The organism is Sphingobium sp. CFD-2 (genome assembly GCF_024611135.1).
Taxonomy (GTDB): domain Bacteria; phylum Pseudomonadota; class Alphaproteobacteria; order Sphingomonadales; family Sphingomonadaceae; genus Sphingobium; species Sphingobium fuliginis.
In genome coordinates, this window is sequence record NZ_CP084406.1 from 1,105,948 (window position 1) to 1,127,846 (window position 21,899).

General features: G+C 67.3%; 20 protein-coding genes. 12 read left to right on the forward strand and 8 right to left on the reverse strand.

All coding sequences use genetic code 11. The features are described from left to right. Window position 1: 1 nt before the first annotated feature. From LDB29_RS25145 to LDB29_RS25170, 6 genes are read right to left on the reverse strand one after another with little or no spacing between them, the layout of a single operon-like run. Window positions 2-1,219, reverse strand: a complete 1,218-nt coding sequence (locus LDB29_RS25145) for a polysaccharide biosynthesis protein (protein WP_025547659.1) — start codon at window positions 1,217-1,219, stop codon at window positions 2-4. Further along, window positions 1,216-2,406 carry a glycosyltransferase family 4 protein gene (locus LDB29_RS25150; protein ID WP_065847405.1) on the reverse strand — a complete coding sequence of 397 codons (1,191 nt, stop codon included), beginning with the start codon at window positions 2,404-2,406 and terminating at the stop codon, window positions 1,216-1,218. Before LDB29_RS25150 ends, LDB29_RS25145 begins: the two co-directional genes overlap by 4 nt. Next, window positions 2,403-3,134, reverse strand: coding sequence for a hypothetical protein (locus tag LDB29_RS25155; protein WP_025547660.1), 732 nt, complete (start codon window positions 3,132-3,134; stop codon window positions 2,403-2,405). Before LDB29_RS25155 ends, LDB29_RS25150 begins: the two co-directional genes overlap by 4 nt. After that, entirely contained in the window at window positions 3,127-4,290 is a 1,164-nt protein-coding gene (locus tag LDB29_RS25160) for an FAD-dependent oxidoreductase (RefSeq protein WP_065847412.1), read from the reverse strand. The genes LDB29_RS25155 and LDB29_RS25160 overlap by 8 nt, the downstream gene beginning before the upstream one ends. Continuing rightward, entirely contained in the window at window positions 4,283-5,260 is a 978-nt protein-coding gene (locus LDB29_RS25165; RefSeq protein WP_025547663.1) for a glycosyltransferase, read from the reverse strand. The genes LDB29_RS25160 and LDB29_RS25165 overlap by 8 nt, the downstream gene beginning before the upstream one ends. A gap of 3 nt (window positions 5,261-5,263) precedes the next feature. Further along, window positions 5,264-6,199, reverse strand: a complete 936-nt coding sequence (locus tag LDB29_RS25170; protein WP_025547665.1) for a glycosyltransferase family 2 protein — start codon at window positions 6,197-6,199, stop codon at window positions 5,264-5,266. Window positions 6,200-6,442: 243 nt separating this feature from the next. Here LDB29_RS25170 and LDB29_RS25175 point away from each other — a divergent pair, with 243 nt between their 5' ends. The 3 genes from LDB29_RS25175 to LDB29_RS25185 are packed head-to-tail and all read left to right on the forward strand — an operon-like array spanning window position 6,443 to window position 9,884. After that, a complete protein-coding gene (locus LDB29_RS25175; RefSeq protein WP_065847401.1) occupies window positions 6,443-8,167 on the forward strand; it encodes a glycosyltransferase family 39 protein in 1,725 nt (574 codons plus the stop codon). Continuing rightward, entirely contained in the window at window positions 8,164-8,892 is a 729-nt protein-coding gene (locus LDB29_RS25180; RefSeq protein WP_065847398.1) for a methyltransferase domain-containing protein, read from the forward strand. Before LDB29_RS25175 ends, LDB29_RS25180 begins: the two co-directional genes overlap by 4 nt. Beyond that, entirely contained in the window at window positions 8,889-9,884 is a 996-nt protein-coding gene (locus tag LDB29_RS25185) for an NAD(P)-dependent oxidoreductase (protein ID WP_025547668.1), read from the forward strand. The genes LDB29_RS25180 and LDB29_RS25185 overlap by 4 nt, the downstream gene beginning before the upstream one ends. A 5-nt stretch (window positions 9,885-9,889) precedes the next feature. Here the strand turns inward: LDB29_RS25185 and LDB29_RS25190 are convergent, their stop codons facing one another. Then, window positions 9,890-10,459 (reverse strand): hypothetical protein, encoded by a 570-nt coding sequence (locus tag LDB29_RS25190; protein WP_237764072.1) that lies wholly within the window; start codon window positions 10,457-10,459, stop codon window positions 9,890-9,892. A 71-nt stretch (window positions 10,460-10,530) separates the two neighbouring features. Between LDB29_RS25190 and LDB29_RS25195 the strand changes: the two genes are divergently transcribed. From LDB29_RS25195 to LDB29_RS25235, 9 genes are read left to right on the forward strand one after another with little or no spacing between them, the layout of a single operon-like run. Further along, window positions 10,531-11,556, forward strand: a complete 1,026-nt coding sequence (locus tag LDB29_RS25195; RefSeq protein WP_065847263.1) for a glycoside hydrolase family 5 protein — start codon at window positions 10,531-10,533, stop codon at window positions 11,554-11,556. 17 nt (window positions 11,557-11,573) lie between these two features. Then, window positions 11,574-12,755: an outer membrane beta-barrel protein gene (locus tag LDB29_RS25200; RefSeq protein WP_257557458.1), complete on the forward strand. Its 1,182-nt coding sequence runs from the start codon at window positions 11,574-11,576 to the stop codon at window positions 12,753-12,755. Window positions 12,756-12,765: 10 nt separating this feature from the next. Then, on the forward strand, window positions 12,766-13,563 hold the full coding sequence (locus LDB29_RS25205) for an SLBB domain-containing protein (RefSeq protein ID WP_065847242.1): 798 nt from the start codon (window positions 12,766-12,768) through the stop codon (window positions 13,561-13,563). Window positions 13,564-13,585: 22 nt separating this feature from the next. Continuing rightward, window positions 13,586-14,866: an ATP-binding protein gene (locus tag LDB29_RS25210; RefSeq protein WP_065847244.1), complete on the forward strand. Its 1,281-nt coding sequence runs from the start codon at window positions 13,586-13,588 to the stop codon at window positions 14,864-14,866. A gap of 30 nt (window positions 14,867-14,896) precedes the next feature. After that, window positions 14,897-16,267, forward strand: a complete 1,371-nt coding sequence (locus tag LDB29_RS25215) for an exopolysaccharide biosynthesis protein (protein ID WP_025547675.1) — start codon at window positions 14,897-14,899, stop codon at window positions 16,265-16,267. Next, a complete protein-coding gene (locus LDB29_RS25220; RefSeq protein WP_037481691.1) occupies window positions 16,264-16,932 on the forward strand; it encodes a tyrosine-protein kinase family protein in 669 nt (222 codons plus the stop codon). The genes LDB29_RS25215 and LDB29_RS25220 overlap by 4 nt, the downstream gene beginning before the upstream one ends. A 22-nt stretch (window positions 16,933-16,954) precedes the next feature. Continuing rightward, complete coding sequence (locus LDB29_RS25225) at window positions 16,955-18,841, forward strand: WecB/TagA/CpsF family glycosyltransferase (RefSeq protein ID WP_025547678.1); 1,887 nt, start codon at window positions 16,955-16,957, stop codon at window positions 18,839-18,841. Then, window positions 18,831-19,886 carry a glycosyltransferase family A protein gene (locus LDB29_RS25230; RefSeq protein WP_025547680.1) on the forward strand — a complete coding sequence of 352 codons (1,056 nt, stop codon included), beginning with the start codon at window positions 18,831-18,833 and terminating at the stop codon, window positions 19,884-19,886. Before LDB29_RS25225 ends, LDB29_RS25230 begins: the two co-directional genes overlap by 11 nt. Then, entirely contained in the window at window positions 19,883-20,908 is a 1,026-nt protein-coding gene (locus LDB29_RS25235; RefSeq protein WP_044661109.1) for a polysaccharide pyruvyl transferase family protein, read from the forward strand. Before LDB29_RS25230 ends, LDB29_RS25235 begins: the two co-directional genes overlap by 4 nt. Before the next feature lie 18 nt (window positions 20,909-20,926). Here the strand turns inward: LDB29_RS25235 and LDB29_RS25240 are convergent, their stop codons facing one another. After that, window positions 20,927-21,895 carry a glycosyltransferase family 2 protein gene (locus LDB29_RS25240; protein WP_044661108.1) on the reverse strand — a complete coding sequence of 323 codons (969 nt, stop codon included), beginning with the start codon at window positions 21,893-21,895 and terminating at the stop codon, window positions 20,927-20,929. Window positions 21,896-21,899: the final 4 nt, after the last annotated feature.

Sequence of the window (21,899 nt, forward strand, 5' to 3'; positions counted from 1 at the left end):
CTCAATCCTTTCCAAGCCGACGCCAGGCGAGGTGCAGCGTGAACAGCGTCGGGATCGCGCCGCCCAGCGTCGCCCCCCATAGCAGCCCGGTGATTCCGCAGGCGGCCCCGGCCAGCGCGCCGCAGACCGTCAGCGCCAGACCCACCACCCCCCATCCGTTGAGCAGCACCAGATCGGCGGGCGATCCCGCCGCCGTGAGCATCGCCCGGGGGAAGGCCATGGCGACCTTCCCCACGCCGTTCGCACAGGCGGCGAGGATCAGGGCCGGGCCGATGGCATAGAGGCCGCCTGTCACTATGGCGGCGATCCACGGGCCGCAGGCGACAAGGCCCGCCGTCGCCACGACGATCACCGCCAGCAGCGGCCTGGCCTCCGCCAGCACGACGGCCTGCCGGCGCGCCCGCTGCGCACCGATCAGGCGCGGGGCGAGGGTGAAGCCGACGCCGGACGCGAGCAGGCGGAAGGGAAAGATCGCGACCGACGCCAGCACGCCGAACAGCGCCAGTTCCTTCAGGTCCAGCGGGATCGGGATGATGATCCGTTCGACCTGAAGCGACACCGTGCCGAGGGCGACGAGGCCCAGCATCGATCCCGCCTCGCGCCAGCGGCGGGCGGGGTGGACGGCATCGCCGTCCTTCGCCCTGCGGCGCAGAAGGCCCCAGCCGATCGCGCCGAAGACGATGTTTCCGGCGGCGAATATGGCAAGAGGCGCCGTCCCGTCCTTCAGGCCGAAGACGACGGCCGCGGTCCCGGCCAGCAACAGGACGAAACTGGCCGAAATCGCAAGCAGCATGGAGGCGCCGGGCACGGCCCGCGCGCGAAGGCCGGTGCTGGTCGCCGCGACCAGCCCGCCGCCGGCAATCGCCAGCGCGGTCAGCCATGCCTCCGCCGGATGCAGTCCGCCCAGCAGGCCTGCCGCCATGCCCACCAGTCCGCCCACCACAAGGCCGGAGAAGATCAGGAAAGCCAGCAATCCTTTGCCCGCGCGCATCGGTCCGCGCAGGAACAGCTGGTCGACGCCCAGCGGCGTCAGCAGGCCGAAGATATTGAACAGGGCGACGGCCAGGGTGAAGCGGCCATAAGCCTCCACCGGCAGTTCCCGCGCCAGCAGCAGCATGCCCAGGGTGAAGGCCGCGCCCGACAGGCCGAAGCCCAGCGCGGCGAACAGGCTGGAGGCGGCCTTGTTGGTCGCCCGCGCGTTGGCGCCGACCGCCGTCATGCGGCCTCCAGCGCGGTGGGCGGAGGGGGCGTGCCCGCATCCGGCGAAAGCACGGCATAGGCGCGCCGCAGCCGGTCGACGAAGGCGGCATGGCCATAGTCGAGCCGCGCCCTTGCGGCGGCGGCCTCCCCCAGCCTCGCCCTCAGCGCGTCGTCGGCGCAGAGCCGCCGCAACCCTTGCGCCAGGTCCTGCGCCGTCGCGGGCGTCAACATGGCGCAACGCGCGTCCAGAACCTGGGAATGGCTTTCGATGTTGGTCGCCAGCAGCGCCTTGCCCGACGCCATGTAGGAGAAGATCTTCATCGGCGTGTTCCGGCCCTTCAGCCGCGGCGAACAGAGGATGTCGGCCTGCGCCAGATAGCGGCCGAGGCCATCGAGCGGGCGCGGGCCAAGCAGGCGCACATCGCCTTCCAGCCCGCATTGCAGGGCGAGTTGCCGATGCTGCGCGACATGATCCGCCTTGCCGCCGATCACGACCAGCGCGGGACGCTCGGCAGGCGCAAGCGCCGCCATCGCCTGGATCAGCAGGTGGACGCCCTGATAGGATTCGAGGTTGCCGACATAAAGCGCGAGCGGGCGATCCTTTGCGTTCGGGCGCAGGTCTTCGACCGGCGCCGCGGTGGCGGGCCCTTCCATCGCCACGTCGGGCAGCAGGTGGATGCGATCGGCGGCTGCGGAGCGGCTGGCGCTCTGCTGGATGGCGGGGCAGACGGCGATCACCAGGTCGCTGCGGCGGAAGGCGAATTGCTCGCACCGTTCGACGATCCAGGCGATGGCGCGGGCCCGCGGCCATTTTTCGACGATCTGCTCGCTCAGGATCGAGTCCGCGTCATAGACGAGGCGCGTTCCGAACAGCCGGGACAAGGGCAGCGCGAAGAAGGCCGCTTCCTCGACGGCATGGATGACGTCAGGGCGATAACGCCGAAGCAGGCCGACCGCGGCAAAGAGCATCCAGAGGTCGCAGACCAGCTTCCCGAGCGAAAAACCGATGGGGACATTGCGGACGCCCGGCGGGGCGGCGATGCGGTGATGCCGCACGCCGGGCATCGGCACGTCGCGCCCTTCATGGAAGCTCAGCAGCGCGACCTCATGCCCCTGCGCCGCCAGAGCTTCGGCCGCCATGCGCACGGCAATGGGCGTGCCGCGTTCCTCGTAAAAGGGCTGGGGCGCCAGCATCAATATCTTCATGAGGCCATCCTCAGGCGAAGCTGGTTGCCGAGGAAATGCAGCGGGCTTGCAAGAGCGCCATAATGCCGCGCCTGCCGCCCGGCCGAACGGATGAGCGCGCGCAGGTCGCGTCCGGGCCGGTCGGCCGAAAGCCCGCCATGCAGGATGGTTCCGAAAGTCCCGATCCGCCGCGCATCGCCGCGCAATGGCAGGGGGTCCGATCCGCGCAGCACCGTCCGGTGGCGGAAGCGGCGTTCCGGCCAGAAGGCGGGGCGCCCGCCATTGTCGCCCAACAGCAACCGGCCTTCCGGATCGCCGGCCAGCAGCCTGTCGACCAGCCGTCCTCGCGCGCCGGCCCATTTGCCGACGCCCCAGGGAAGGATGGTCAGCGCGTCCGCCGCGCCCATCGCAGCGACCAATTGTTCGGCCGGCGCGCCGTCGGCGAAACCGGCGGCGGTGGCCAGCGCCAGTATCTCCAGCCGTTCGGCGCTGACGACCTGCCGGCCGGCCAGCACCAATATGTCGGCGGAACCGGTTTCCAGCCACAGGCTTTCCGGTTCCGCGGTCGACCGGCCCGATGCCTTCAGCATTCCGAACGCGTTGCAGCCCTGCTGCTCCGCCAGCATGAAGACGGGCAGGCAGTCCTTCCCGGCGGCCGCCATCATGCGCCCATGCGCCTGCATCAGCCGGTCCCGCGGATCGTCGCCGGGATGCAGATGGACGTGCGCGTCGATCATCAGCTCAGGCATGGCGCGGCCGCCATCCGCCGGTTCGCGGCAAGGGCGCGGCAGGCCACAGGCGGCGCGCCACCTGTTCGCTCAGCAGCGGCGCGGTGGTCAGCTTGCCGCTGACCAGCATATGATAGCCCTCCGGCCCCGGACGCAGATGCCGGTCGCCCGGATGAAGCGCCCGGCCGCTGCCGTCGCGGTCCGGCAGCAGGCCGGCATAGGTGGCCAGCACCGATCCTTCGTCCAGTTCGACATTGGGCAGGCACTGGCGGATGGATGAGAGGGCGGACCGGACATCCTCCGCCGTGGGTTCGGGCGAAAGGATGCCGGGCGCGGGACGGTAGAAAGTGCCGACGAGCGTCGCGGCGCCATAACGGCGAAAGAAGAAGCTGCGTCCGCGCCCCGGCGTGGGCGACAGGGCGTAGGCGTCGCTGGCGGGGGGCGCGGGAATGTCCATCAGCAGGTTGAAGGCGAGGACCGCCGCGCTCGGCACCCGGCGCGCCGGCCCCATGCAGCGTCCCGCCTGCGCGCCGCCGCAATCGAACAGCCGGTCGGCGGCGATCCTCTGTTCGCGCCCGTCGCTTGCGTTGCGCAACAGGACGGCCTGGAGGCGGCCGCCCTGCTCGATCAGGCCGGTGACTTCGGTGGAGCGCAACACGACGCCGCCGCGCTGCTCCACTTCGGCCAGCATTTCCCTCAACAGCGCGGGCGGGTTCAGCAACTGCGCATCGTACCAGACCGCGCCGCCCAGCAGGCCATGGGATGCGACGTCATAGGCCTGCAAGACCTCCTGCCGCGAACAGGCGCCATCTTCGGGAAGCGGCACATGCTGGCCAAGCGCCGTTCGCAGCAGCCGGTCGAAGCCTCGCGCAAGGGCGAACAGCCGGGGCGAGCGGGGGGCGCCGGCATAAAGCGGCATCACGCAGCGCAGCGGCCGCACCTGATGGGGGTAGCGGTCGATATACCAGTTCTGCGCGCGGCGGCTGCGCACCCAGCGGGGGATGTTCATCGACTGGAGGTAGCGCAGCCCGCCATGGACGATGCCATAGCTGTTGACGGACGCGCCGGAGGGCTGGTCGTCCCGATCGACGAGGATCGGGCACACGCCCCGTTCGAGCGCGGCGAGCGCCAGCGTGGCGCCCTGGATGCCCGCCCCTATGATGACGGTTTCAGGCATCGGCGGACACATGCTCCACGATCTTCTCGATCCGATAATGCTGCTTGCCGTCGCCGCGGGTGAAGATGACGATCTCCGCGATCAGGCCGATCGCCGCGATCTGGATGCCCAGCACCAGCAGCAGCACGACCAGCACCAGCAGCGGGCGGTCGCCCAGCGGGATATTGCTGACCTCCCGCTGGAACAGCAGGAAAGCCATCAGGACCAGGCTGCTCAGGATCGACGCCGCGCCCACCGTGCCGAAGAAGCGGAAGGGGCGCTGCATGAAGCGGACGAGGAAGCCGACCGCCATCAGGTCCATCATCACGTCGAAATAGACGCCCGGCTTGTGCTGCGGCCGGCCAGCGTCGCTTTCGGCCTGCGGCAGGGTGAGCTGGACGACCTTGAAGCCATGCACCTCCGCCAGCAGGGGCAGGAAGCGCTGCTTCTCATCCTGGATCGGGATTTCGTCGAAGACGCTGCGGTGGACGGCGCGGACGAGGCATCCGGGATCGTCATATTTGGCTCCGGCGAAGCGCGCCATCTTCTGGAAGCCCCAGCCGCGCAGCCGGTTGAACATGGCGTCCGCCCGCCTGTCGCGGCGGGCGGCGACGACGTCGGCTTCGTCCAGATGATCCAGAAGTTCGGAGATCGCCGCGCCGCCGATCTGGAAATAAGCGGGCAGGAACAGCAGGTGCCGCCCGCTCGACTGGCGGATGCCTTCGCGCAGGCAGGCGGATTCCCCGAACTCCCGGCCGAAGCGGATGATCTCTATGGGTTCGCCGTCGCGTTGCAGTTGTTCCAGCGTGGCGACCGGATAGTCCGGCTGTCCGTCGATGACGAAGATGAACTCGTAACTTTTCCCCGAGGATGCAACCCTGTCCCGATATTCGGCATAGACGCGGGCGACATCGTCGAAACGCTTGAGGACCGGGACGATGACGGAAATGTCCATGACTTCGACCAGGTCCAGCTTTGCCGTGGCAACCATTGTTCAATCCCCCAATTTGATTTGGGCCGACAGTTTCGCGCCCAGCGACGCGAAACCCGAAACATTGCCGGTCAGGCTGGCGAGCATCTGCCCAATCACCGCCCATCCCAGCAGGAACAGCGCCAGCGACAGCCAGAGCACGCCGATGGCCAGCATCGGCAGCGCCAGCCCCCCGCCCCAGACCGCCGCCGCGACGGACAGCAGGCCAAGCAGGGTGATGCCGACGATCATATGGCGCGGCCAAGCCATGGGCCGCCGCACGAAGCTGAGCAGGATGCGGATCGACACGATGTCCAGCATCACCTTGTAGATGCGCGAGAAGCCATATTTGGAGACGCCGAACTGGCGCGGATGGTGCCGCACCTCGATCTGCGCCAGACGCGCCCCGGCCAGGCGGGAGAGGGCCGGAATGAAGCGGTGCATTTCTCCATACATGGGCAATTGCTTGATGAGGATGCTGCGGAAGGCCTTCAGCGAACAGCCGCTGTCCCGCACCGCCACGCCCATCAGCCGGGCCATGATGCGGTTGGCGCATTTCGACACGAAGACGCGCAGCCCGCCATCCTGCCGCTTCCTGCGCCAGCCGACGACGATGTCGTGCCCGGCGTCGATCAGTTCGACCATGCGGGGTATGTCCAGCGGATCGTTCTGCAGATCGCCGTCCATGGTGACGATGATGTCGCCGCGGGCATTCTGGATGCCGGCCGCCATCGCGGCGGTCTGGCCGTAATTGCCGCGGAACTTGACGATGCGCACGCGCCCGTCCCGCTCAGCGACTTCCGCCGCGCGGATAAAGGTCGCGTCCCTGCTGCCGTCATCGACCAGCACGACTTCATAGCTGGGCCGGAAGTCGGTCAATGCATTGCTGATCGCTTCATGCAAAAGCCGTACATTGTCCTCTTCATTATAAAGAGGAACGACAATCGAAACATCGACCATGCGTCCATTCCTACAATATTATATAATATTGCCGGCGATGCCCCTTATGATTTCCACAATCGGGTTCAACGCCAATCGATTCAGCGACCTTGGAAACACATTCACATAAATTTCAGAAACATACCATTATGTAGTCATACCTACGGCTAGGCGTTCTCCCCTATATTGACTTAAATTCGGTTAGATCGAATTCTTGCGCCATCGAACATCCTGTCGGCTTTTGCCGGATATGAGATCATATTCATGGCCACCACATCGGAGCATCTGGGATCGCACGCCGCCCTGCCGTCGCAGGATGGCCGGCGCGCGTCCATGGCCCTGCCGGGAGCGGCCCCTGCCCTGGCCGCGGGGTTGCTGGCCTGCCTGGTCTATGGGCTGACCATTCAGACGCGCCCCGCCCATATCGACGAATTCTACCATCTGCTGGCGGGGCGCAGCTGGGCCGCGGACGGCAGCTTCGCGATCCTGGACGGCCGTTACGAACGGGCGCGGCTGTTCACCGCCATCGTCGGCGGCAGTTTCGATCTGTTCGGGCGATCCGACCTCTGGGTGGCGCGCATTCCCTCGCTGCTCTTTTCGGGCATCAGCGTCGGACTGGTCTTCCAGTGGCTGCGGCAGAGCGGCGGCATATGGAGCGCAGTGGCCGGCGCCGCGCTGTTCGGCCTTGCCGGCTACACGCTCGACATCGCGCATTTCGCCCGCTTCTACGCCCTGCACGCGCTGATGATACTGGCCGCGGCGGGAAGCCTTTTCCTCGCCACGCGGCCTGCGGGCCGGTTCAGGCCCGGCTGGCTGGCCGCCACGGCGCTCTGCCTGGCCATAGCGGCCCATCTGCAACCGGTGACGGCGATTGCCGCGCTGGCCATGGGCTGCTGGCTGCTGTTCGACCAGCGCGCGACGATAGCGGCGATGCGCCCGCTGCACCTGATCGTGCTGGGCGCAATCGCGCTGGCCTGCGCAACCATCGCCCTGTCGCAGGCCGGGCCAGCGCTGGAAAGCTATCGCCATGCCGAGCGCTGGGCGACCGGATCGCAGGACGACGCCTTCTATTATCTGCGCGAATTCCGGGCGCAGATGCCCGCCATGCTGCTGCTCTGGCCCGTTGCGCTGGCGGCGGCGTGGCGGCGCAATCCCTCGCTGGCCAGCCTGTGCGCGATCATGGCGATGCTGTGCCTGACGCTCCACAGTTTCGCGGGGATGAAGGCGTGGCGCTACAGCTATTACGTCTTTCCCTTCATCTGCATGGCCTATGGCCTGGCCATCGGCGCGCTGGTCGAACGGTTCGGCGGCGGGGGAACGCTGCGTCCAGCCCTGCTGGCGGGCGCGGCGATGCTGCTGCTGATGGGCGGCGACGTCGCCTACCGCCATTCCGCCCGGCTGATGGCGTCGACCCTTGCGCAAGGGCCCGCCGCCCTTGCCGCGCCGGTGCCCGACGGCGAATGGGACAGGGCGGCGCCCGAATTGCGGCGGATCGCGCAAGGCAGCAGCCTGCTCGTCACCGGCGACGACCTGCGCACCCTGGCGCATATCGGGCCGTTCAACCTGTTCATCAGCCACAGCCGGCTGGGCGAGCTCAAGCCGCCGACCGACTTCAACAGCGATTTCCGCACCGGCCGTCCGCTGATCGACAGCCCGGCGGCCCTGTCCGAAGTCATCGACTGCACCGATAACGGCGTCGTCATCGTGTCCGATTATCAGTGGCGCAATCCCATGGGCGTGCGCCCCGAAATCGCCCGTGAGATCGAGCGGCGCCTGACCCCCGTCCCCACGCACAGCAGCTTCCACGTCTACAGCTGGCGGCACCCAACCGTGCGGCGTGCCTGCCCCCATGTCGGGAAGCAGGCCCTTCCCGGCACGAAAGGTGCGTCCGTGGTCAGGCCCCTGCCGCCCCGCGGGCGGTGCGTGCCGTCAGGCCAGTCATGTCCGCCTGCGTTCTTTGGCATTGCAGCAACCGCGGGTGCGGCATGACTGGTTTGCTTCCTCCCCCCGATCTGGAAACGGGGTCGGTCCAATATGCCCGCCGGTTTGCGGGGCCTTCCGGCGCCTATCTGCTCGACATCCAGGAACGCGGCCTGCGCGATCTGGTCGACGATGGGCCGCCCCTCCACCAGAGCGCGCTGGATGTCGGCGGCGGCCATGGGCAGCTTGTCGGCGGACTGCTGGACATGGGAATTCAGACGACGGTGCTGGGCTCGACGGCCGATTGCGCCGAACAATTGTTGCAGGGCGCCGATGCCGGCCGGGTGGATTATGTGACCGGCGACCTGCTGGCCCTGCCCTTCCCGGACGGCCGTTTCGACCTTGTCACCAGCATCAGGCTGCTGGCGCATATCGACGATCCGGACAGGCTGATCGACGAACTTTGTCGCGTCGCCCGCTACAGCGTCATCGTCGATTATCCGACATTGATGGGCGCCAATGCGCTGTCGGCGGCGACCTTCCCGATCAAGCGGCTGATCGAGAAGGACACGCGCACCTATCGCAGCTTCTGGCCGGCCCGGATCGAGCAGGCCTTCCGCCGCAACGGCTTCGCGCCCCGACGCCGCTTCAAGCAGTTCAGCGCGCCCATGGGCCTCCACCGCCTGGCGGGGAAGCCGGTGCGCATGGTGGAGGAAGGATTGCGCCGCATCGGCGTCACCAGCCTGATCGGCAATCCGGTGCTCCAGCGCTTCGACCGGGAGAGGAAGGCATGAGCGCGGACGGACGCCCCATCGTCGCCGTCACCGGCGCGACCGGCTTCACCGGCGGCGCGCTGGCGCGGCGGCTGATCGGCATGGGCTATCATGTCCGGTCCATGACCCGCCGTCCGCCCAGCGCCGCCGAAAGGGAGAGCGGCATCGAATGGATCGGCGGATCGCTGACCGACACCGATGCCTTCGCCCGGTTGGTGGAGGGTGCGACGGCCTGTTTCCACATCGCCGCCATGTACCGGTCGGAAGGCGCGCGGGAGGAGTTCCTGAGCGCCAATCGCGACAGCACGGCAGCGCTGCTGGCGGAATCGCGCAGGGCAGGGGTGGCGCGCTTCGTCTATTGCTCGTCCATCGGCGTGCATGGCGATGTGGCGGAGACGCCGGCGGACGAAAACGCGCCCTTCGACCCGCGCGACCCCTATCAGGAAAGCAAGCTGCTGGCGGAGGACCTGTGCCGCGACGCGATGATGCAGCCGGGCATGGACGTCGTCATCATCCGCCCCTGCGCCATTTACGGGCCGGGCGACACGCGCATGCTGAAGATGTTCCGCATGGTGCAGCAGGGCCGTTTCCTGTTCATCGGATCGCGGCGGCCGAATTTCCACCCGGTCTATATCGACGATCTGGTCGACGGATTCCTGCTGGCGATGACGAGCGACGCGGCGCCGGGCGGCACCTTCATCATCGGCGGCAAGACTTATCTGCCGTTGCGCGACTATGTCGCGACCGCCGCCAATGTGCTGAACGTGCCCGCGCCCCGGCGCACCGTGCCCTATGGGCTGGTCAACCTGGCCGCCCATGGCTGCGAACTGCTCTGCGCGCCGCTGGGGGTGCAGCCGCCATTGCACCGCCGCCGCCTGACCTTCTTCAAGCATAACCGCGCCTTTTCCATCGCGCGGGCGGAACAGGCGCTGGGCTTCCGGCCCGCCGTGGGGCTGGAGGAGGGCTTCCGCCGCACCGTCGCCTGGTATCGCAATGAAGGGCTGCTGGTATGAGCGCTTCAGCCGATCAGGCGCCTGACGCGGCCCCGGTCGCGCCGGTCCCGGCGATGGAGGCCAAGCGCCGCGACGCCCGCGACCATGCCCGCCAGCGCCGTGACGGGCGCCGCGACCCCGCACAGCGCGGCAATGCCGCAGGCCGCGCCCGCCCCGGCGCTCCATCGGACGAAGCGGGATGCGCCCGCGCCATAGTGTCGCAATATGCCCTCCAGATCGGCTATGGCGATCCAGTCCGGGCTGGCCGGCGGGCGCACCGCGACCGGCCGCACCGCGCCGTCGGGGCAGGTCAGCGACTTCACGAGCAGGAAATCGCCCGCCGCGATCGCCATGGAAAGCGGGACGGAAATCGACAGCAGCGCGCCGGAAGACCGCCGGTAATGGATCGGCCGCGTGCCGCCCGGCTGGGGCGCGCCGAGATCCACGACCATCCCCTTTTCCTGGAGCAGTCCCACCATGCCGAAATGGGTCGGCACGCTGTCGGCGCCCTGAAACCAGGGCAGGGCGTCCGCCGCCGTCCTGTCGGGGGCGTCGCCGGCTGGGGCCTTTGCGAGCAGGTCGCCTTTCGCGCTCATCATGTCTCCTTCCCTTCAGCACCTAGCGGGGAAGCAGGCGCATCGCCATGGCGACAAAGGGGCTTCATCCGATGAGTGTGGCGACTCGCCTCGCCATGGCGCCGCTGCTGATGCTGCTGGCCCTGCCGCTGACCGCCGAGCAGCCCGCCGCCGGGCAACCGCCCCTGTCGGGCGTCAACATAGCAGGCGGGGAATTCAATTCCGCGCGCAAGCCCGGCGTCTTCGGCAAAGATTATGTCTATCCCGACGCAAGGACGGCCCAGCCCTTCATCGACATGGGGATGCAGATCGTCCGCGTGCCGATCCTCTGGGAACGGGTGCAGCCGGAGCCGCTGAAGCCGCTTTCCACGACAGAGATGGCCCTGATCGACAAGTCGTTCGCCAGTCTGGCGCCGTTCCGGACCATCGTGCTGGACGTGCATAATTACGGCCGGTACGGCGGCCAGCGGCTGGACCAGATTTCCAATGGGTCGGCGATGCTGGCCGATCTGTGGCAGCGGCTGGCGGAGCATTACAAGGGCAATGGCGCCGTCGCCTTCGGCCTGATGAACGAGCCCTATGGCATGACGCCCGCCGCCTGGCGGTCGCTGGCGGACGGCAGCGTCGCGGCGATCCGGCGGACGGGGGCGGCCAATCTCATCCTCGTGCCGGGTTCCAAATATAGCGGCGCGCATAGCTGGACCACGGGCGGATCGAACTCCAACGCGCTCGCCTTCGCCGATTTTCGCGATCCCGGCGGCAATTATGCGTTCGAGATGCACCAATATCTGGATGCCGACAGTTCCGGCACGGCGACGAGCTGCGTCAGTCCGGACCTGATCGACGCGCGGCTGGCGGGTGCGACGACATGGCTGCGGACCAATGGCCATCGCGGCTTCCTGGGCGAATTCGGTGCGCCGCCGGACGACAATTGCCTGCGCGGGCTGGAGGTTCTGCTCGCCCATTTGCGCGCCAATGGCGACGTCTGGATGGGATGGACCTATTGGGCGGGCGGCGCCTGGTGGGGCACCCGCTATCCGATGAGCGTTCAGCCGACCGGCGGCCCCCGTCCGCAGGCCGCGGTGCTCAGCAAATATATCGTTGCAAGGGAGCCATGATGAAGCAGTTTTCCGTCATGAGCGCAGCCGCCACGGCGGCCCTCATGATCCCGCAGGCGGCCCTGTCCCAGACCGAGGTGGAGGTTCCGCCCGACGGATTGCGGGTCCGGCCGACCGTGCGCCTGCTCTACGACAGCAACATCCTGCGGCAGAATGACGACCTGGTCGCCGGAGAGCAGGACGACCTGCGCATCACGCCCAGCGTCGACGTGACCTACCGCCGGCAATTCGGTCTTCACCGGCTGACGGTGATCGGGTCGGCGGGCTATGATTTCCACCAGCGTTTCGAATTTCTCGATCGGGAGAGGATCAGTCTTCAGGCCGATGCCGATCTGTCCGTATCAGGTTACTGCCATGTGCAGCCCAGGGCGCGGCTGAATTTCGCACAATCGAACCTTTCCGATCAGGGCGTGGTCGTCGGCAATACGCAGCGGACGCAGGATTACAGGGTCGCGGTCGACTGCGAGAAGCCCTATGGTTTCTTCCCCGTGGCCGCCGTGGGCTATCTGAATACCAGCAACAGCGCATCTTCGCGGCGGATATTCGACATCGACACGTCCACGGCGATGGCGGGCATCGGCTATTCCAAGGCAAGCCTGGGCGAAATCCGCGCGACGTTCCAATATGAGCGTTTCCGCCGCCCCAATGCCGACGGGGCGATACCCGGCCTGCGCGACGGCGCGGAAAATTACCGCGCGGGCATCCTCTTCCGCCGGGCCGTGGCGCCGCGCCTGAGCTGGCAATTGGGCGCCAATTATTTCAAGACCAAGCCGCGCGCGCCCGGCATTGCGGACTTCTCCGGCCTGGGGGTGGAGGCGCAGGCGGTCTATACCCCTTCCAACCGGCTGTCGGTCCTGTTGGATGTCGACCGCAGCTCCCGCAATCAGAGCAATACGGGCGCGACCTATATCGTGCAGACCGACTTCACCCTGCGCGGCAATCTGAAGCTGGGGGCGCGGTCCGGCCTGTCGGCCGGCGGAAGCTACAGCCGCCGATCGTTCAAGGGCGAATTGCAGCTCGACACACCGCTGCTGCGCCGGTCGGACCGCACCCGCGCGGTCTTTGCCGGCTATCGTTACCAGTTGCGCAGCCGCCTCAATGCCGGGGCGGAGATACGCCATGAGTGGCGAACAACGGCCGTCGACCAGTTCCGGTACAAAAGTACGTCGGGACTGCTGTTCGTCGGACTGGATCTATGAGGTACTGGCCATGAAACCGATCTTCCCTGCCCTTTCCGTCCTGATCCTTGCGTCCCTTTCCGCAGCCGTTCCGGCGGTGGCGGCCAATGCCGCGCCGGGCGCGGCGCTGGCGTCCAGCTACATATTGGGCGCCAATGACGAGATAAGGGTTTCCGTCTTCGGCGCCTATCCGTTCGACGTCAAAACCCGGATCAAGGAGGACGGCAGCGTCACCCTGCCCAGCGTCGGGGAAGTCGTGGCGCAGGGCGTGACCGCCAATGCGCTGGCGACCAAGGTGCGCGATCAGTTGAAGGCGGGCGGATATTTCGTCAATCCGATCGTCAATGTGGAGGTGGTGAGCTATGTCAGCCGGGCGGTGACCGTCTTCGGCAATCTCCAGAATCCCGGTGTCTATCCGCTGGACCGGCCGCAGACGATCGCGATGATGCTGGCCCGCACCGGCGGCGCGCGGACCGATGCCGCGGATTACGCCATATTGCAGCGCCAGGGCGAGGAAGACCGCCGCATCCCGCTGGAAGACCTGAACAGCGCGACGGGAACCGGGCAGATGCTGCGCCCCGGGGATTCGCTGTTCGTGCCCAAGGCGGAGGACGTCTTCATCTACGGCCAGGTCAACAAGCCGGGCAAGATCACCTATGAAAGCGGCATGACGCTGCGCCAGATGCTGGCGCAGGCGGGCGGGCCGACATTGGGCGGGTCCGAAAAGAAGATCAGCCTCAACCGCGGCAACCAGAGGATCAAGCGCGCCGACCTGGACATGCTGGTGAAGCCGGGCGACGTCTTCACCGTCCAGGAACGCATCTTCTGATCAGGCTGGGAAGGAACCCGAAATGCCCCTGTTTTCCTGGATAGCGCGGTGGCTGAGGCCCAAGCCCCAGCCCCAGCCCAAGCCCAAGCCCAAGCCCCAGAGCAAGGAGCTGGCGCGCCGCATGGCGGCCATCCGCGCCGCCGCCGCCGCCGAGCCCGCCACCCCGGCGCCCCCGACGGCCGACATGTTGCGGTCGGCCATCCGCAAGGGGTTCAACTCGACCCAGCCCGTCACCAGTTCCAGCCATCTTCACGGCCGGCAGGAACAGTTGGAACTGCTGGTCGAGGGCGTTCTGGATCGGGGAAATCACGCCCTGATCTACGGCGCGCGGGGGTCCGGCAAGACGTCGCTGGCGCGGGTCTTCGCCAATATGGCCGACGACCGGGGCTTCGTCGTGCTCTATTCGGCGTGCGAACCCGATCAGGATTTCGGGGCGCTCATCAGGCCCTATGTCGATGCCCTGGCCGGGGCGCCGGTCGACTGGCCCGCGGACCGTCCGGTCAATCCGCGGGACGTGGTCGAGCAGATCGCGCCGCGCGCCCGTCGCCGCTTCATCCTGATCCTGGACGAATTCGACCGCATCACCGACAGCGCCGTGCAACATGACGTCGCAAGGCTGATGAAGATGCTGTCCGACGCGGCCATGCCGGTTCATATCGTCGCGGTGGGCATCGCGGCGGGGGTCGATGCCCTGATCGCGGGCCATGCGTCCCTGCGGCGGCACATGTCGGTGATCCCGATTTCGCGGATCGAATCCCAGGCGGTGTTCGACATCATCGCCAAGGGCGCGGGGTCGATCGGCATGGGCTTTACCGATGCCAGCCGGGAGACCATCGCCCATCTCGCCTGCGGATCGCCCTATCATGTCCGGCTGTTCTGCGCCCTCGCCTGTTTCGAGGTGATCAAGCGGAAGGAGCGGAAGGTCGACCTGCCCGCGACGCTGGCCGGGGTGGCGCGGGCCGTCAATGACTGGGCGCTCACCAATGCGGAGGACGCCGCGCTGTTCCGCAAGGTGATCGCGACGAACAGCCCGCACTGGAGCATGATCGAAACCATCGCCCGCACCGCCGCCGCCCACGGCTTCATCACCCGGCACGCGCTGGCGGATGAACGGGGCGAGCGCATCCTGTCCCAGTTGCGGGACGCGCTGATCATCGATGCGGCAGAGGATCGCATCGCCTTCCAGGACAGTCTGGCGCCGCAATTCATGCTGGCCATGCTGTTCGCCGCGCAGAACAGCGAGAAGATCGATGAGAACATCATCAGCATGAACGATCTTCATCGCCCGATCGCCGCCGAATAGGCCGGATCGCCATCGAATAGGATAGTGACTATGCTGATATTGGACATATTCCGCGCGATATTGCAGCGCTGGCGGCTGGTGGCGGGGATATTCTGCAGCGTCATGCTGCTGACCGCGATCTGGATATTGATGACGCCGCGCGAATATGTGGCGTCGGCCACGCTGCTGTTCGACACGCGCGCGCCCGACCCGCTGCCGGGCGAGACCCGCGCGGCCGGCGAACCCGCCGCCATGCTGGCGACCGAGGCGCAGATATTGCGCGGGGAGGCGATCACCGGCCATGTCACCCGCGCGCTGGGCCTCGACAAGGAACCCGAACTGCGCAGGCAGTGGTTCGACCAGACCAACGGAACCCAGACCTTCCAGGGCTGGTTGAACCGGCGGGTCCAGAGCGGGCTGGAGGTCACGCCCAGCCCGGCGGGCAGCACCATCGACATCGCCTATCGCAGCACCGATGCGGCCAGATCGGCGGAGATGGCGAATGCCTTTGCCGATGCGTTCAACAAGACCCGCCTGTCGATGAGCAATGATTTCGCCAAGCGCTACGCCGACTGGTTCAAGACCCGCCTCAGCGAATCCGAGGCGCGGATGGAAAGCGCGCAGAGCGAACTGGCGAAGTTCCAGCGCGAGCACGGCATTGTCTCCACCGGGGCGATCGATGCGGAAAGCACGCGGCTGAGCGAATTGTCGTCCAAATTGTCCACCGCCGAAGCGTCCGCCGCCGATGCAGGCGCCCGCGCCGCCGCGGGGGCGAGCATGCCCGAAGTGCAGTCGAGCGGGGTGGTCCAGGGATTGCGTGCGCAGATCGCGACCAAGTCGGCCGAAATCCGCCAGATGTCGGCCGAACTGGGGCCGAGCCATGAGTTGATGCGGGCGGCCAATTCCCAGCTTGCCCAGTTGCGGGCGGCACTGGCGCAGGAAACGGCCAAGACTTCGGGCAGCCTGTCCGCGGCCAGTTCCGCCGCCGCGGCCAACCGGGGCGCCATGCAGTCGCTGCTGAACCAGCACCGCGCCCGCATGCTGTCGCTCGCGGGCGACCGGGGCAAGCTCAACGTGCTGGAAAGCAATGTGGAATCGGCCAAGAAGCAATATGAGACCGAGACGCAGCAAATGGCCGAACTGCGCGCGAAGAGCAGCATCCCTTCGCTGAACGTGCTGCATCTGAACGCCGCAGAGGCGCCCTTGCTGCCGAACGCGCCGAACATTCCCGTGCGGCTGCTGATGATGACGATATTGGGCCTGATGCTCGCCATCGGCACGGCGGTCCTGCTGGAATGGCTACAACCCCGCGTCCGCAGCCGCGATGCGATGACATATCTGACCGGCGTGCCCGTGCTGGGACAGGCCGACCTCCGTCACATCGGACAGCAACTCCGCCTTGAAGGAGCCAAATGGTCATGAGACTCCGATCCACAGAGAGAAGCGAGCAGCCCGGCGCGATCTTCATCGCCGCCGGCCCGGGCGAAAAGCCCGAGATGAATGCCGTGGGGCCGATCCAGGTCGATCCGCTGGTCGTGGCGATCAGCGACCCGGAAGACCGGCTGGCGGTGCAGGCGCGCGACATACAGTCGACGCTGGCCGCGCTCCGCCTGGCGGACGGGCGGGCGCCCTCCTCCATCGCCGTCCTCACGGTCGGCGCGGTCGACGAGGCGGCGATCCTGACCGCCAATGTCGCGGTGTCGGCGGCGCTGAGCGGCTTGCGGACGCTGCTCGTCGACATGAAGCAGTCGGACTTCGTCCAGCACCGGCTGCTCGGCCAGACGCCGGTCACGCCCACCGATCCGGAAGATGACCTCCACGCCTTCGTCCGGCCTGCCTCGATCCCCAGACTGTCCCTGCTGGCGGCCGCATCCGACAGCCGGGACCTGGCCGATATGATGGCCGATTTCGACCTGTGCCTGGTCGACGCCAGCCATGTCGAGGACCTCGCCCTGGCAGCGGCCGGCGCGGAGGTGGCGATACTGGCCGTCAGCCGCGACGCCACCACCACGGCGGACCTCAAGTCCACGATCAACAAGCTGTCGATGCTGGGCATGCCGTTGATCGGCACGGTCATGATCGTGTGACGGCATGAAGCGTGGAACAGGCATGAAGATCGTCCATATCTCCCGCCAATATCATCCGGGCATCGGGGGGCTGGAGAATTTCACCCGCAACCTCTGCGAGGAGCAGGCGCGGGCGGGCCATGACGTGCGCATGGTCACGCTGAACCGCATCTTCGACGGCGATGGCGCGGAACTGCCCGCGCGAGAAACGATCGGCGGGGTGGAGGTCGTCCGCCTGCCCTTCCGCGGCGGACGGCGCTATCCCATTGCGCCGGCGGTGCTGCGCCATGTGCGCGATTGCGACCTGATCCACGTCCATGCCATGGATTTCTTCGTCGATTTCCTGGCCCTCACGCGCTTTCTGCACCAGAAGCCGATGGTGCTCAGCACCCATGGCGGCTTCTTCCACACAGATTATGCGCAGCGGCTGAAGCAGGTCTATTTCCACAGCATATCCCGCCTGTCGCTGAGCCGCTTCCACGCGACGATCGCCTGTAGCGAGGCGGATCAGGACAGTTTCGCGCGCATCTGCCGCCAGAGGCTGACGCTGGTGGAAAATGGCGTCGACATCGACAAGTTCGCGGCCGCCGCCGACCCGGATGCGCGGGCGATCCTCTATTTCGGCCGCATCGCCCCCAACAAGCGGATCGATCGGCTGATCCGCTGGTTCGCCGCGTTGAATGCGCTGGACCCGGCCTGGTCGCTGATCGTCGCGGGCAAGCCCATGGGCGTCGCCCTGTCCGACCTGCGCCGGATCGCCGTCGAACAGGGTATATCCCAAAAGGTGGAATTCCACGACAGCCCCAGCGACGAGGCGCTTCGCGCGCTGATCGGGCGCAGCAGCATCTTCGCGTCCGCCAGCGCCTATGAAGGGTTCGGCATATCGTTGATCGAGGCGGTTTCCGCCGGCCTCTATCCCGCCGCCAGCGACATTCCGGCGCATCGCCGGTCCTGCGAGAAGCTGGGCGTCGGCACGCTCCTGCATTTCGACGATCTCCTGTCGGCCGCGCGGCTGCTCAAGGATTTCCGCACCGCCAGGGTCAGGGGAGCCCTGAAGGACGCGGCCGAACCGCTGCGCGGCTATAGCTGGCCGGAGGTCTCGGCGCGCATCGTGCATATCTACGACCAGATATTGGGCCATCGCCAGCGGGCCATCGGTCCGGTGAAGGTCGCCGTTCTCTCCCAGACGGAGGCGCTGGCGGAAATCCGGTCCCATGTCCGCGCGCAAAGGCCGAAGGTCATCGCCTTCTGCAACGCCCATATGGCCAATCTGGCGCGGAAGGACGACCGACTGGCCGGGGCGCTGAGCAATGCGCTCGTGCTGAACGACGGCATCGGCGTCGATCTGGCGAGCCGGTTGCGCTATGGCCGCTCCTTTCCCGTCAACCTCAACGGCACGGACTTCATCCCCGCGCTGCTGAAGGACCATCCCGAAGGGCTCCGGCTGTTCCTGGTCGGCGCGGCGCCGGGCGTGGCGGAGCGCGCGGCGGTGACGCTGCGCCGCCTGTGCCCGCGGCTCTCGATCGTGGGAATGCAGCATGGTTTCTTCGACCCGCAGGAGGAAGCGGGCCTGAGCGACCGCATAGGGGCGAGCAAGGCCGATCTGGTGCTCGCCTGCATGGGCAATCCCCGGCAGGAGATCTGGGCGGCGCGCTGGGCGCCGGAGTTCGGACGGCCCGTGCTGTGCGGCGGCGCTTTGCTCGACTTCCTCGCCGGACGGGTGCGGCGCGCCCCGGCCTGGGTGCAGCGGGCGCGGTTCGAATGGGCATGGCGGCTGTTTCAGGAGCCGACCCGGCTCGCGGACCGCTATCTGCGCGGCAATCTGAGCTTCATCGTCCATGCGCTGAAGGATGCCTGGCGCGGGCAGGATTGGGAGGATACGCCCCCGCCAGCCCCGACCACAGCCCTGCGGGGGGCCGATGCGGCCTGACCCCAGCATGGCCCGGCGCCGGACGACCATGCCGAAGCGCATTTCGGTCGTCATCCCGTTCTTCCAGCGCAAGCGCGGGCTGCTGCGCGAAGCTGTGCGGTCGGTCGCCTGCCAATATCTTCCCTGGCCCGCCGAAGTCGAACTGATCGTCGTCGACGACGGTTCGCCGGTCGCGGCCGACCTGGATGTCGATAATCTCGCCTTGCCCGACTGGATCAGGCTGCGCATCCTTCGCCAGGCCAATGCCGGCCCGGCGGCGGCGCGCAACCATGGCCTGGACGCCCTATCGCCGGATTCCGGCTATATCGCCTTTCTGGATTCCGACGATCAATGGTCGACGCACCATCTGGCCTGGGGGATCGACACTTTGGGCACGGCGCATGATTTCTACTTCTGCGACAGCGCCATGCCGCCGACGACCATGTTCGCGGCCATGGCGTTTTTCCAGGCGCTGCCCGCGCAGCAGGGGGTCGAACTGCTCGACGGGACGCGCGGCACCTATCGCTTCGTCGGGACGAGCGGCGGATCGTCGATGGTGCGCGACTATCTGTGCCAGACATCGTCCGTGATCCTGCGCAGGTCGGCGGTGGGATCGCTCCGGTTCGAGGAGAGCCTGCGCTATGCCGGGGAAGACTGGCTGATGTGGGCGCGGATTGCGCATCGGGCGCGGGGCATCTGCTTCTCGCTTTCCGCCAACAGCCTGCGCGGCGAAGGCATCAACCTGTATCGCGACGCGCATGAGCGGCTGGGCGGGCGCAACCTGCGGCGCATCCTTTCCATGATCCGGGCGAACGAGCTGATGGGGGCGATCGACGGCATCGATGCGCAAAGCCTGATGCTGACGCAGCAGCGGCGACGCAGCTTCCAGATGGAACTGGCGGCGATCCTGATGCATCCGCGGCTTTATCTGGGCCTGATGGACCGGCTCCAGCGGGCGATGATCGCAAGGGCCTACCGGCACCTCTGGCGTGACCTGCCCGGCTGTTGGACGGAAATCCTGCGCCGCAAGCTGCGCCCGGCGGCCCTGCGGGAGATGCCTGCGTGAAGCTTTATTATTACCGGGCGCCGCAGGGGAATTTCGGCGACGACCTGAACGGCTGGCTCTGGGAAGAACTCGCGCCGGGCCGCTGGTCGGACGAGGATGATGGCGAGCTGTTCTGCGGCATCGGCACGATCATCGGCAACGACATGCCGCAGGCGAAACGGATCAGGGTGTTTTCCAGCGGCATCGGCTATCGTCCCGTGCCCGCCGATTTCGACAGCGGGCGGTGGAAGGTGACGGCGCTGCGCGGGCCGCTGACGGCGCAGGTGGTCGGGCGGCCGGAACGGGCGGTCGCGGACGGTGCGCTGCTGCTGTCGACCCTGCCGCGGCTGAAGCCACTGGCCGAGGAAGAACGGCACGGGACGATCTTCATTCCCCATTATGAGGCGATGGACGAAGGCCCCTGGGAAAGGGCCTGCGGGCTGGCGGGCGTGGAACTGGTCGATCCCCGGCAATGCGCGCATCGGGTGATAGAGCGCATCCGATCGGCGCGGCTGGTGATCGCGGATTCCATGCATGCCGCGATCATCGCGGATACGATGCGGGTGCCCTGGGTGCCCGTTGCGTCGTCCCGGCGGATCAACAGCTTCAAATGGCTGGACTGGACCCTGTCGCTGGACCTGCCCTATGAGCCGGTGGCGCTGCCCTCGATCAGCCTGCGGGCCTATTATGAGGGGCAGGTGCAGCGCTGCATCGGACAGGATTTCCGCCTGCCGCGGCCGGACAGGGATAGCGCCATGGCGCATTATCGGCGGATGATGCGGCGGGAGGGCAATGCGCTATGGCAATCGGTGCGCCCCAAGGTGAAGCATCACCTGCGCGCGCTGCCGGGGCGCCTGCCGGCGCAGCGTGCCGCGCGGGGCGCGATGACGCGGTGGGACAGGCGGCGGACGGAGCGCATGGCGACGGTTTTGCATCGGCTGGTCGGCGCGCCCGCTTTCCTGAGCGGCGATGCGATTTTCGCGCAGAGGGTCGAACAGTTGAGCTATGCGCTGGATGGCATTGCGGGGGGCCGTGAAGGCTGAATATTGCCTGCGGGGGCCTTAACGCGCAAGCATCCGCGCCCTGTGCCGCCGGACCAGATGACGGGCCAGCATCGGCCAACTGCGCCGGTCGCGCAGCATTTCCATCAGCAGCGCCCCCGGCCGGCGGGCGCGCAGGTGCGGATAGGCGCGGTTCCAGATCGCCTGGTCGCGGATCGCGTCCGCCCGTTTCGACAACAGCCCCGCCAATGCCCTGTCCGCCCGGATGCGCGGGCGGGCGAGCAGGCCCAGCGTATGGTCCCGCATGGCCTGGAGGTTGAGGATGGTGCGCGACTGGCCCGAACTGTCCGAGGAGATCGAACCGATGCGCTGCGTGAAGAGGTAAAGCCCCTCCCCCATCAGCATGAAGCGCGCGCCGGCCAGCAGCCAGTCCAGAACGAAGGCGAAATCCTCGCCATGGCGGAGGTGAGGCGGATAGTGCAGTCCGCGCGCATGGAGGAAACGGCGGCGGAAGATCGGCTTTAGCTGGCCATAATCGAAGGGGGAACGGCCGGTCATGCACTGGCCGACGAAATCCGCCGCGCCGACCTGCTGCACATGATCGTCCGCCAGCCTGAGCGCCCGGCCCGCCACGGCCTGTGCCTGCCAGTCGAAGAACAGCAGATTGTCGGCCACCAGATCGGCCTCATGCCGCCTCGCCACCCCGGTCATGCGTTGCAGCCGCCCCGGCAGGAACGCATCGTCGGCGTCGAGTATCGCGATCCACTCGCCCTGCGCCGCGGCCAGCCCCCTGTTGCGCGCGACCGAAGGTCCGCCATTTTCCGCGCTGACGATCAGGCGGACATTGTCGTGCATGCGCGTCAGGCCCCGCGCCACCCGCAGCGTGTCGTCGCTCGACGCATCGTCGATGATCAGCACTTCGACCGGCACCTGCTGCGCCAGCGCCGAATTGACCGCGCGAACCAGCGTATCCTGCGCATTATAGGCGGCAATTATCACCGAGACACAAGGGGTTAGGTTCCGCTGCATAGGT